The organism is Lysinibacillus sphaericus (assembly GCF_001629735.1).
GTDB lineage: Bacteria > Bacillota > Bacilli > Bacillales_A > Planococcaceae > Lysinibacillus > Lysinibacillus pinottii.
Window position 1 is genome coordinate 2243489 of record NZ_CP015224.1, and the last position, 12645, is coordinate 2256133.

General features: G+C 38.4%; 9 protein-coding genes. 5 read left to right on the forward strand and 4 right to left on the reverse strand.

Going from position 1 to position 12645, the window contains the following annotated elements; all coding sequences use genetic code 11:
* Positions 1–9: 9 nt before the first annotated feature.
* Positions 10–1311 (reverse strand): DEAD/DEAH box helicase, encoded by a 1302-nt coding sequence (locus tag A2J09_RS10945; RefSeq protein ID WP_031417008.1) that lies wholly within the window; start codon positions 1309–1311, stop codon positions 10–12.
* 293 nt (positions 1312–1604) lie between these two features.
* Between A2J09_RS10945 and A2J09_RS10950 the strand changes: the two genes are divergently transcribed.
* Positions 1605–2660, forward strand: coding sequence for a 2,3-butanediol dehydrogenase (locus A2J09_RS10950; protein ID WP_031417010.1), 1056 nt, complete (start codon positions 1605–1607; stop codon positions 2658–2660).
* A 49-nt stretch (positions 2661–2709) separates the two neighbouring features.
* Here A2J09_RS10950 and kdpC read toward each other — a convergent pair whose 3' ends face one another.
* The 3 genes from kdpC to kdpA are packed head-to-tail and all read right to left on the reverse strand — an operon-like array spanning position 2710 to position 7140.
* Complete coding sequence (gene kdpC / locus A2J09_RS10955; protein WP_031417011.1) at positions 2710–3354, reverse strand: potassium-transporting ATPase subunit KdpC; 645 nt, start codon at positions 3352–3354, stop codon at positions 2710–2712.
* Positions 3355–3366: 12 nt separating this feature from the next.
* Positions 3367–5430, reverse strand: a complete 2064-nt coding sequence (gene kdpB / locus A2J09_RS10960) for a potassium-transporting ATPase subunit KdpB (RefSeq protein ID WP_012295220.1) — start codon at positions 5428–5430, stop codon at positions 3367–3369.
* Positions 5431–5445: 15 nt separating this feature from the next.
* Positions 5446–7140 carry a potassium-transporting ATPase subunit KdpA gene (gene kdpA / locus A2J09_RS10965; RefSeq protein ID WP_036162141.1) on the reverse strand — a complete coding sequence of 565 codons (1695 nt, stop codon included), beginning with the start codon at positions 7138–7140 and terminating at the stop codon, positions 5446–5448.
* A gap of 367 nt (positions 7141–7507) precedes the next feature.
* Between kdpA and A2J09_RS10970 the strand changes: the two genes are divergently transcribed.
* The 4 genes from A2J09_RS10970 (at position 7508) to A2J09_RS10985 (ending at position 12611) form a co-directional block, all read left to right on the forward strand.
* Positions 7508–10195: a sensor histidine kinase gene (locus tag A2J09_RS10970; RefSeq protein ID WP_012295222.1), complete on the forward strand. Its 2688-nt coding sequence runs from the start codon at positions 7508–7510 to the stop codon at positions 10193–10195.
* 8 nt (positions 10196–10203) lie between these two features.
* A complete protein-coding gene (locus tag A2J09_RS10975) occupies positions 10204–10908 on the forward strand; it encodes a response regulator (RefSeq protein ID WP_012295223.1) in 705 nt (234 codons plus the stop codon).
* A gap of 153 nt (positions 10909–11061) precedes the next feature.
* A complete protein-coding gene (vrrA, locus tag A2J09_RS10980; protein ID WP_036162144.1) occupies positions 11062–11565 on the forward strand; it encodes a VrrA/YqfQ family protein in 504 nt (167 codons plus the stop codon).
* Between the two features lie 74 nt (positions 11566–11639).
* Positions 11640–12611: a 4-hydroxy-3-methylbut-2-enyl diphosphate reductase gene (locus A2J09_RS10985; RefSeq protein WP_012295225.1), complete on the forward strand. Its 972-nt coding sequence runs from the start codon at positions 11640–11642 to the stop codon at positions 12609–12611.
* The last annotated feature ends 34 nt before the right edge of the window (positions 12612–12645 follow it).

Consider the following 12645-nt stretch of genomic DNA (forward strand, 5'->3'; position numbering starts at 1 on the left):
AAAGCCCCCTTATTTTTTTCCTCTCGCTTTTAAGCGGCGTTCGCGTTTTTTAATTTTTTCCATTTCCCATTTCATATTACGCTTATAGCCTGGTTTCACCTTTTTAGGTTTACGCACCAACGCCTTCGCTTTCACATCTATTTCATTCTCTTGTTTAACACGATTTTTACGGGCATGACGCTCTTTTAACTCAGACCATTCTCCATTTTTAACGTCCATTTGCACAAATGGAATACCCATTTTTTCCACACGTACTACTGCATCCTCTTCAGATGGCTCAAATAATGTAATGGCTGTTCCTTTATTACCTGCACGAGCAGTACGTCCTACACGGTGAATAAAGAATTCTAAATCCTCAGGGATTTCATAGTTAATGACATGAGAAATTCCTTGAATATCAATTCCACGTGCCGCCAAATCTGTTGCAACAATATATTGATATTCGAGATCACGAATTTGCTTCATCATTTTCTTACGATCACGTGGGCTTAAATCACCATGGATTTGTCCACAACGGATACCATGCTCATTTAAATAACCAGCAACATGCTCAGCCGATTTACGTGTATTTGTAAAAATAACAGCCAAAAATGGATTGATGCCTTCAATGACTTCTAATAAACGTTTATTACGTGATTTAGAACGAACAGGTACAAGCATAAAATCAATGCCCTCTGCCACAGGTCGTTTATCGTTCATGTGTACATGGACAGGTGCGTCCATATATTTTTTTAAGAAAGGCTGTAGCTTTTCTGGGATTGTTGCTGAAAATACGAACATTTCAAGTTTCTCTGGCATTTGAGATGCAAATCCATCAATTTCCTCAATAAAGCCCATATCGAAAGCTAAATCTGCTTCATCAACAACTAGAATTGGTGCCGTATGCACAAATAACGCTTGTGCTGAAACAAGGTCACGAATACGTCCAGGTGTTCCAACAACAATTTGAGGTTGCGTTTTTAACTTATCAATAGAGCGTTGTTTGTCCGTACCCCCAATAAAAAGTTTTGCCTGTATAGCTGTTCCTTCTATTAATTGATTCAATGCATCATAAATTTGCTGTGCCAGCTCACGTGTAGGAGAAGTAATAACGGCCTGTACTTCCTGTTTCTCTACATCAATACGTTGAACAATCGGAATTAAAAAACTATGTGTTTTCCCTGTTCCTGTATGTGCCTGTCCAATGGCACTCTTCCCTTTTAATATTAATGGAATAATTTCTTTTTGAATTGGTGTCGGTTCTGTAAAGCCAAGTTCTGCAATGGCGTCCTGCAAAAATGGCTGAAAATTATAATCAGTATATTTTGACATCATTCGTTCCTCCTAACATCTTTTTTCATTGTACCATGATTCGAACTTTAAGGTATATTTACATCCTATTCTTACAAGCATAAACATAATTTTATCGTTTTATGATCACTGTAACAAAGCCCTTATCAAAGGTACTTGAAATACGGAGAATATGCAATCAAAAAAGCGCTGTATCAATACTCGAAAAAGCTGGGTATATGTAAATTTTATGTCAATTTATAGGGAGCTAATGATTAGCATTATTCCCACATGTTATGATAGAGCTGTAAGATATTATAGGAGGTTGATAGATGATGAAAGCAGCAAGATGGTATAAAGCAAAAGACATCCGTGTAGAAAATATTGATGAACCAGTCATTGCACCTGGAAAAGTAAAAATTAAAGTACATTGGACAGGAATTTGTGGTAGTGATTTACATGAATACGCAGCTGGTCCAATCTTTATTCCTGTGGAGCAACCTCACTATGTAAGTAAAGATATCGCGCCAATTGTAATGGGACATGAATTCTCAGGCGAAGTAGTTGAAATTGGTGATGGTGTAACATCCGTAAAAGTGGGAGATCCTGTCGTAGTTGAACCGATTCTTTCCTGTGGCGAATGTGCTGCCTGTAAAAAAGGTAAATATAATATTTGTAAGCATTTAGGCTTCCACGGTCTTTCAGGCGGTGGTGGTGGATTCTCTGAATTTACAATGGTAGACGAAAAATTGGTTCACAAAATGCCCGAAGGACTTTCCTACGAGCAAGGCGCATTGGTCGAACCTGCAGCGGTAGCCCTACACGCAGTACGCCAAAGTAAATTAAAAGCAGGCGATAAAGCAGCTGTCTTTGGAACAGGTCCAATCGGGCTTCTTGTCATTGAAGCGTTACGTGCTGCAGGCGCGTCAGAGATATATGCCGTAGAGCTTTCAGCAGAGCGTGCCGCTAAAGCATTAGAACTAGGTGCTACAGCAGTGATTAATCCTAAAGAGGAGGACGCGGTAGCTCGTCTACATGAATTAACAAATGGTGGCGTTGATGTAGCATTTGAAGTAACAGGTGTTCCAGTAGTATTACAGCAAGCTATAGATTCCACAACTTTTGAAGGTGAAACCATTATTGTTTCTATTTGGGAAACTGACGCATCTATTCTGCCAAACAATATCGTACTAACTGAGCGTTCTGTTAAAGGTATTATTGCTTATCGCGATATTTTCCCAGCAGTGATGGAATTAATGAAGCAAGGTTACTTCCCTGCTGATAAACTTGTAACAAAACGTATAGCTCTTGAAGAGGTCGTAACAGAGGGCTTTGAGGCATTAATGAAAGAGCGAAACCATATAAAAATCCTTGTTAATTCACAAGCTTAATATATAGAAAGACAGGTGGAGAAGCTTTCTCTACCTGTCTTTCATTTTTTTAATCCTTAGTACTCTCCATTTTTTTCATAATATCTATATTCGCCATAAGGAAGTTCACCTTATGTTCTCCCAATACTCCAAATGTACGTTTTTCTATATTTGCCTCTATAATTTTATTAATGTCTTCCTTAGAAAGCCCACTTGCTTGGGCAATTCGATCCACCTGTATTTGTGCTGCCTTCACACTAATATGGGGGTCCAACCCTGAACCTGAGGCAGTCATTAGATCCGATGGTATATCTTGCCGTTGTACGGTTGGATTTGCAAGTAAAAACCTCTCGATATCCCCCTCTATTCGTTTCTTCAATTCTGGATTGGTTGGTGCATAGTTAAATGTACCTGAGCTTACACCACTATAGTTCACCTGGTCATTGTCATCAGGTAGCGTATCCTCTGTCGTATAAACATTATAGTTAACGGATGAGACACGCCCCCAGAAATATTCTGGAGCGGTAAAACTTTGACCAATTAATACAGAACCAACCGCTTGATCGTCCATTTCTATTAAACTGCCATTTGCTTTGTGAGGAAACACCCCTTGAGCTAAGGCTGTCACGGCAAACGGATATATTAAACCACATATAATGAACATGGTTATTGTCACAAATAATGCCTGCTTGGAGTTCTCAATAATTTTTCGCATACAGCTTCCTCCCTATAATCCAACTATACGAAATAGTGGTCCTACTAGTAGATCAATGATCTTAATGCCAATAAAGGGGGCTATTATTCCACCCATACCATACACAAGTAAATTTTTATTTAATAATTTTGCAGCACTCATTGGCTTATACTTTACCCCTCTCATGGCAATTGGAATAAGCAATGGAATAATGATTGCATTAAAAATCAAGGCAGAAATAATGGCACTTGTAGGTGAATTGAGATTCATAATATTTAGTGCCTTCATCTCAGGCACAGCGACCATTAGCATAGCTGGAATAATGGCAAAATATTTTGCGATATCATTTGCAATACTAAATGTGGTTAAGGCACCGCGAGTCATTAGCAATTGCTTGCCAATTTCTACAACTTCAATAATTTTAGTTGGATTTGAATCTAAATCTACCATATTCGCAGCTTCCTTTGCTGCATTTGTTCCTGAATTCATAGCAAGCCCTACATTCGCCTGTGCCAGTGCAGGCGCATCATTCGTCCCATCACCAGTCATAGCTACAACCTTACCCTGTGCCTGCTCATCTTTAATCACTTGAATTTTATCCTCAGGCTTACTTTCTGCAATAAAGCTATCTACTCCTGCTTCCTTTGCAATAGCTGCAGCAGTAAGTGGATTATCTCCCGTACACATAACCGTTTTAATCCCCATTGCACGAAGCTGGTCAAATCGCTCCTTCAGTCCAGCCTTGACGACATCCTTTAAGTAAATTACGCCTAGAATTTTATCATTTAACGCTACTAACAGTGGTGTCCCCCCAACAGAAGAGACTTGTTGAACCAATTGATCTAAATTGCTAGGAATGCTATGCCCAGCTTTCATACTTTCTTTTTTGATCGTATCAGAGGCTCCTTTTCGAACTTTTGTGCCATCGACTTTATCTAAACCACTCATGCGTGTCTGTGCTGTAAATGGAACATGCTTACTTGACTTAATAATCATTTCTTCACCGTCTGAATTGACCCCTAATTCGCAGGCCAGTGATAAAATAGATTTCCCCTCTGGTGTATCGTCTGTTAGTGAACTAAGCCATGCAGCTTGAATTAAATCCTGACTTTCCACTCCTTTAACGGGTAGAAACTCAGCCGCCATACGATTTCCATAAGTGATCGTTCCTGTTTTATCTAAGATTAACGTATCCACATCTCCACATGCCTCTACCGCTCTGCCAGACATCGCTATAACATTAAATTGTGTTACGCGGTCCATTCCTGCAATACCAATCGCCGATAATAATCCACCAATCGTTGTCGGTATTAAACAAACGGTCAGGGCAATTAGCGTAGCGATAGAAATCGGTACATTTAAATAAGTTGTCATAGGATATAGTGACACCACAACCAAAAGGAAGATAATTGTTAAACTTACTAGAAGTGTATTGAGTGCTATTTCATTTGGCGTTTTCTTTCGACTGGCTCCTTCAATAAGCGTTATCATTTTATCTAAAAATGATTCACCAGGCATGGAAGTGATTTCAATCATCAGCCAATCACTTGTTACCGTCGTCCCCCCCGTCACTGACGAGAAATCTCCTCCCCGTTCTTTCACTACAGGAGCTGATTCACCAGTAATTGCGGATTCATCTACAGTAGCAATTCCATCAATGACTTCACCATCATTAGGAATGATCTCTCCAGCTTGAACTAATACAATATCTCCTTTTTTTAATTCATGGGCCAATTTAAAAATTTCAGAACCATCATGAAGCAAAACACGTGCCTGTGTCACTGTCTTTGTTTTTTTTAATGTTTGAACCTGTGCTTTCCCTCTCCCTTCTGCAATCGACTCTGCTAAATTTGCAAATAGAATCGTAACAAAAAGGATAATAGCTACAATCCCATTATATAATCGTGCATGTTCTCCCCCCTCATCACCAAACAAATTTGGAAAAAGAACTAACAGTAACACAAACAAAAACCCTACCTCTACGACAAACATAACAGGATTTTTCTTCATATATAGGGGGCTAAATTTTTTAAAAGCTTCTATTAATGCTCTTTTTAGTATGATGCCAGTCATAAAACTTTTTCTTACTGTTTCCATATGTGTCTCTCCTCATTAAGAATAAAGTTGTAAATGCTCGGTAATTGGACCAAGTGCTAAAGCTGGTAAAAAGGTCAGCGCACCAATCATCAAAACAATAGCAACTAGTAAAAAAGTAAAGGTAGTCGTATCCGTTTTTAATGTTCCTACTGAATCACTATGCCTTACTTTATTAGCAAGTAAAGAGGCTATAGCTAATTGAATAATGATGGTTAAATAACGACCAAAGAACATAGCCAGCCCTGTAGTTACATTCCAAAATGTTGAATTATCCGCTAACCCTTCGAAGCCAGAGCCGTTGTTGGCTGAGGCGGAGGCGAATTCATATAGTACTTGTGATAATCCATGTGCCCCTGGATTCGTTATTCCAACTATTCCAGATGGTGTCGCAACCGCAAGTGCTGAAAATAGCAAGATAATAGCAGGATGAATTAGAATACAAAGAGCAATTAACTTCATTTCTTTTTCTTCAATTTTTTTACCTAAAAACTGTGGAGATCGACCAATCATTAAACAGGCAATGAAAATGGTAAGTAAAACATACATCATCATGTTCATCAGGCCAACTCCTTTACCACCGAACACAACATTGAGCATCATATTAAACATAGGCACTAGACCACCAAGTGGCGTTAATGTATCATGCATGTTGTTAATTGACCCTGTAGTAAATGCGGTCGTAACGGTCGTAAATAATGCTGATTGCGCTACTCCAAAGCGCATTTCTTTGCCTTCCATACTCCCAAGCTCCTGCGTAATGCCGAGTTCACTAATGAATGGATTACCTGCCTTCTCTGCTATGTACACAGTCACTAATCCCACGAGGAACAATATACTCATCGCAGTAAAAATAGCTAGCCCCTGTTTTCCAAAAATAGTTTTCTTTTTTCTGTAGGCGACCATCAGACTAAAAGCAACGACACATGCCCCTGGTAATAACATCATAGATAATATCTCTACTATATTTGATAGAACAGTTGGATTTTCAAAAGGTGTGGTTGAATTTGCTCCGTTAAAACCGCCACCATTTGTCCCTATATGCTTAATAGATTCAAGAGAAGCAATAGGTCCAAGTGCAATATCTTGTAACTTGCCCTCTATTGTTTGTACTGTTTGATTGCCCTCAATGGTTTGTGGTGATCCTTGTGATACTAAAATAAGAGCCACAACAATGGAAAAAGGCATTAAAATGCGAGTAATAACACGAACAAAATCGACAAAAAAATTACCTATCGTATCTGTTTTAGCAACCAATCTACGACAGAAAGCCATACAAGCTGCATAACCAGTAGCTGCTGATGTAAACATCATAAAAGTAATGACTAGCATCTGTGATAAATAACTGAGTCCAGATTCACCACTATAATGTTGAAGATTTGTATTCGTTATAAAGGAAATAATCGTGTTAAATGAAAGGGTAGCTTCCATGTTGTTAATGTTATTTGGATTTAAAACTAGTAATGCTTGAATGCGTAGAATGATATACCCTACAAACACCATCATGGCATTTGAAATAATTAATGAAAGTACATATTCTTTGCCCGTCATATTAACGCGTTTAATGCCGCAAACTTTATAAATTGCTGCATCGACTTTATCTAATAGAGGATCGAGCCATGTTTTTTGTTGCAACGTTACCCGATATAAATAATGACCCGTTAAGATAACGAGCGGTAAATAAATTATGAATACGATGGCTATTTGCCACATATTGTGTCCCCCCTGCCTTTAATAATCTTCTGGATAAAGTAATGCATGCCCTAAATAACCAAACAGAAATACGAGTACAACTCCCATAAAAATCCACATTTGCTATCCTCCTCATGACTCTTCTACTAGTTTGTAGCACCATACTGTTAACGCTAAAACGCAAGCGAAGCTTATAATCAATAAGCCCATCATAAAAAAATCCATCAATCGTAACACCCCTTCTCCTTAAGGATGCTCTCATCATACTGACTTTCAAATTAATGTAGTGTTAGGAAATCTTCTTTTCTATTAAGAAAGGATAAAGAAGTAAAATCTTTACACTTTCTTTATGAAAGTTAAGGCTATAATACAAATGAGGTGAAAGAGGATGGAAAATACACGTCCAACTCCAGAGATGTTTCTTGCGAGGCTTCAACAGGAGGAACATTCTATAGGGAAATTAAAAATCTTTCTCGGCTATGCTGCTGGGGTAGGTAAAACTTACGCTATGTTGGATGCGGCACATCAGGCGAAAAAACTCGGTAAAGATGTAGTGGTTGGCTATGTGGAACCGCACCCTCGTCCAGAAACGTTAGCATTACTAGAAGGACTTGAGCAAATCCCTACAAAGAAAATAACCTATAAGGGGAAAATTTTTCAGGAATTAGATATAGATGCGGTATTGCAGCGCAAACCAGAAATTGTCCTGATTGATGAATTGGCTCATTCTAATGTTCCATCAATGCGACACAAGAAGCGTTTTGGAGATGTTGAAGAACTACTTGCTAAAGGAATTCATGTTTTTACAACTGTAAATATTCAACATATTGAAAGTCTTCATGATTTAGTGGAAGAAATCACTGAGATTAAAGTGCGGGAGCGTATTCCTGATTATTTAATCGATCAAGCCGCGCAAATAAAGGTTGTCGACATTGAACCAGACGAATTAATTCAACGTCTGCAAGATGGGAAGGTATATGTCAAACAACAGGCAGAGAAAGCTTTAGATTCATTTTTCCGTAAGCAAAATTTAGTATCGCTACGGGAAATCGCATTACGGCGAACAGCCGATACCATCAACTATCAACAATTAAACAGTAATGAATCTGTCAGAAACTATGTACAAATCGAAGAACACTTACTTGTAGGTATAAGTAGTTCTCCTACAAATGCAAAAGTGATTCGGACTACTGCAAGACTTGCTCAAGCATTACATGGCAAATTTACCGCTCTTTATGTTCAAAACATGCAGGCGCATGAAAGAAATCATGCTGATTCTGAACGCCTACAACAGTATATCAAGCTAGTAGAACAGCTTGGCGGTCATGTTGTCATTGTTCAAGAGGATGACATAGCTGCAGCCCTTGCCAACTATGCTCAAATTAGTGGTGTTACTAAACTTGTCATCGGTCGATCAAGTATGAGAAAAAAATGGTGGCAGCCTAACGCGAAAATTAGTGACCGTCTGAATGAATATGTGCCCAACTTATCTATACACATAGTACCTGATCAAGAAAATGAACAATTTTACTTTCCTCGTATAAAAAATAAACTGGCATTTGAATGGCTGGATCTTTTTAAAATGTTTATTGTATTTAGCGTAATATCCATAGTTGGCTTATATTTATATTCAATTGGTATTAGTGAGCCAAATATTATAACCATTTATATTCTAGGTGTTCTCATTCTTGCTATTTGGTCATCAGGTTGGCTCATGAGCATCATTAGTTCCATCGTTGCTGTCTTACTTTTTAATTATTTTTTTACTGAACCACGGTTTTCATTTGATGCGTATCATCGTGACTATCCTATGACTTTTTTTATCATGTTTCTTTCTGGAGTAATTACAAGTAGCTTAACGAAGAAGATCAAGGAGCAAACGATTATAGCTATACGGAAATCTTATCGAATGGAAGTACTCCTTGAAACAAATCGTAGACTCCAACATGCGAAGTCAATTGAGGAAATTATTACGGAAGGTATGTCTCAAATTGTCAAATTAGTAGAAAAACCTGTGCAATTTTTTGAAATAGACAATCGGGTAATTGGGAAATCTACTTTTTTTCGTAACGACAAAATATCTACGATTGAAAATCAAAAAATAGCTACGCTTTTCAATAACCCAAACGAGCATGGCGTTGTGAACTGGGTGACGAATAATAAGCATGTAGCGGGTGTATCTACGGATATATTTCCTGAAGTACATGCTTACTATATACCCGTTATTTCTAATGGAAATGTTAGAGGGGTGATTGGTATTGCACTGTCTAAACTACTACCATTACCTGCATTTGAACGCAATATTTTACACGCTATCATTAATGATTTTTCATTCGCGATGGATAAATGGTATTTACAGAAGCTCCATGAAGAAGTAGCGCGAGAAGCTGAAATGGAACAGATGCGTGCTAACCTTTTACGGGCAATATCCCATGACCTTCGAACACCACTCACTGCTATTTCTGGAAATGCGGATATCTTACTGAACAACGCACCATTAATACCCGATATTGAAAAAAACAAATTGTATGAGGATATTTTTAATAATTCGAAATGGCTTGTACAAATGGTAGAAAACTTATTAGCTGTTTCTAGGCTAGAGGATGGACAATTTGCTTTAGAAATTCAGTTGGAATTAGTAGAAGATATCATTCAGGAGGCTCTTTCCCATGTTGTTCACCAAAACAGTTCACATAAAATATCTTATCAAATAGAACCAGAATTTTTGCTAAGCCTAATGGATGCTAGATTGATGATACAGGTTTTCATCAATATCATCGATAATGCATTGACTTACACCCCTCCAGGCAGTGATATAACTATTTTGGTGAAGGAATGTGATGGTTTAGTAAACTTCAGTATTTCAGATAATGGACCAGGAATTGATGATTCCTTAAAAAGTAGCTTGTTTGAGCCGTTTACAACTGGCAAGGTACAACGCAGTGATAGTAGACGAGGGCTCGGTTTAGGCTTAGCACTGTGTCAAACCATTTTAAAATTACATGGTAGTCAGATAACTGTTTCTGATAATAAACCTCAAGGAACCATTTTTAACTTTTCACTGAAAAAGGAGTAAGAAATTTGATGAATAAACGAATTCTTGTAGTAGAAGATGATGTGGCCATTGCCAATTTAATTAAAATGACATTAGCTACCCAGCATTATGAATTCGACATTGCCCAAGATGGGAACAGCGCACTTCAAAAGGCTATTACCATGAAACCAGATGTTTATATTTTAGATTTAGGACTACCGGACATAGATGGTGTAGAGCTTATTACAAAAATTAGAAGTTGGACGCAAACGCCCATTATTGTCGTCAGTGCGCGCGGAGAAGAATATGACAAAATTAACGCTCTGGATGCAGGTGCAGATGATTATGTCACAAAGCCATTCAGTGTGGAAGAATTATTAGCAAGAATTCGTGTTGCCTTAAGAAGAGCAGCGTATGAATATCCACCTGAACAGGAAAATGCAACTTTTACCAATGGCTATCTTCAAATTAATTACGTAGATCAAACGGTATTAGTGAATGGAAAGGAAATACATGTCACACCTATTGAATATAAACTTTTAGTTGTTTTATCCAAGCATGTTGGGAAAGTTTTAACCCATAATTTTATTTTAAAGGAAATCTGGCACAACGCTCTGCAATCAGATATTCCAAGTTTACGAGTGTTTATGGCGACACTTCGAAAAAAGATAGAAGATGACCCAGCACAGCCTAAACTAATACAGACACATGTGCGAGTCGGCTATCGAATGCTTCGCTATCATGAAGATGAATAAGATAGGAGAATTGTAGCAGAAGGCTTATTCGCCCTTCTGCTCTTTCATGGATGAATTCGTCTTATAAATTATCGCACCCTCCCATTAGCCTCTGCATATCATAGCTATAATCAGGTATGTCATCAATGAAAAACAAGTAGAAAGGAGATCATTATGGTATTTCGACCACCTTATCCATACCCTATGTATCCCGGTGGCATGAGAATGCCCATGCCAACACCACCACAGATGTCACCGCAGTCCTTTTTCCCGCCTGGAGGCTTCCCTGCTCAACCACGAATTCCAGGCGGCTTTCCAATGGCAAATGGAATAGGTTCCTTTGGAGGACAAATGCCGATGCCACCTGTGCAAGAACCATCTAAAATCGGTTCATTCTTACAACAAGCAAACAGTCTATTTAATTCCGCTAAAACTTATACACCATATATCCAACAAGCGATGCCAATGGTTAAAAATATACCGTCCTTATTAAAACTATATAAAGGATTCCAAGGACTACCTTCGACGGGAGGCGGAGCGGCTGGCGCTGATCGTGGAGGCAGTGAAAGCAAGGCTGCTGCTGGAAATAAACGATCAGCGAGGCAAAATACATCAGCATCATTTTCGCCTCCTGAACCAATTCCATCTAAACCACGTATTTTCCAGCCACCCATGTAAATGAACGTTTCTTTGTATTCGCCGCCCCTGTCCGTTATAATGTAGATAGGTAAAGCTTGAAAGGAGTCACAACCATGCAAGTATTAAAAATTAATCCACGTGGCTATTGCTACGGTGTTGTTGATGCGATGGTCATCGCACGAAACGCCGCACTCGATAAAACATTACCAAGACCTATCTACATTTTAGGAATGATTGTCCATAATAAACATGTCACAGACGCGTTCGAAGAAGATGGTATCATCACTTTAGACGGCGATAATCGCTTAGAAATTATCGAACAAGTTGAATCTGGTACTGTGATTTTCACAGCACATGGTGTTTCACCTGAAATTCGTGACATTGCGAAGCGTAAAGGCCTAGTGTCCATTGATGCTACATGTCCTGATGTAACAGTTACCCACGATTTAATTCGTGAAAAATCTGCAGAAGGCTATGATATTATTTATATTGGGAAAAAAGGACATCCGGAACCTGAGGGTGCCATTGGCGTTGCACCTGATCATGTCCATTTAGTTCAATCTTCCAATGATATTGATTCGTTAAATTTAACGAATGATAAGTTGCTTGTCACAAATCAAACGACAATGAGCCAATGGGATGTTGCCCATTTAATGGATAGTTTAAAAGAAAAGTTCCCACATATTGAGGTACACAAAGAGATTTGTTTAGCTACTCAAGTCCGTCAAGAAGCTGTCGCTCAGCAGGCAGGAGAAGCGGATCTATTGATTGTTGTAGGCGACCCTAAATCGAATAACTCCAATCGTTTAACGCAAGTTTCTGTTGAAATCGCTGGAACACCTTCCTATCGTATTGCGGACGTTTCAGAGCTTAAAATAGATTGGTTAAAAGGAATTAATAAAGTTGCGGTTACAGCAGGAGCTTCAACACCAACACCTATTGTCAAAGAGGTCATTTCATTCTTGGACCAATTTGATGAAAATGATCCATCCACACATGTTATCAAACGTACGGTGACATTAGATAAAATTCTACCGAAGATTAAAACACCTAAACCAGTCGATAAGATTATGCCCCATAAATGACGATAAAAAAATCCTGATTGCTATTATGACAATC

Coding starts and splice junctions, on each gene's coding strand:
- A2J09_RS10985 (WP_012295225.1), top strand. CDS start 11,640: ATGCAAGTATTAAAAATTAATCCACGTGGCTATTGCTACGGTGTTGTT.
- A2J09_RS10945 (WP_031417008.1), bottom strand. CDS start 1,311: ATGTCAAAATATACTGATTATAATTTTCAGCCATTTTTGCAGGACGCC.
- kdpC (WP_031417011.1), bottom strand. CDS start 3,354: ATGCGAAAAATTATTGAGAACTCCAAGCAGGCATTATTTGTGACAATA.
- kdpB (WP_012295220.1), bottom strand. CDS start 5,430: ATGGAAACAGTAAGAAAAAGTTTTATGACTGGCATCATACTAAAAAGA.
- A2J09_RS10975 (WP_012295223.1), top strand. CDS start 10,204: ATGAATAAACGAATTCTTGTAGTAGAAGATGATGTGGCCATTGCCAAT.
- vrrA (WP_036162144.1), top strand. CDS start 11,062: ATGGTATTTCGACCACCTTATCCATACCCTATGTATCCCGGTGGCATG.
- kdpA (WP_036162141.1), bottom strand. CDS start 7,140: ATGTGGCAAATAGCCATCGTATTCATAATTTATTTACCGCTCGTTATC.
- A2J09_RS10950 (WP_031417010.1), top strand. CDS start 1,605: ATGAAAGCAGCAAGATGGTATAAAGCAAAAGACATCCGTGTAGAAAAT.
- A2J09_RS10970 (WP_012295222.1), top strand. CDS start 7,508: ATGGAAAATACACGTCCAACTCCAGAGATGTTTCTTGCGAGGCTTCAA.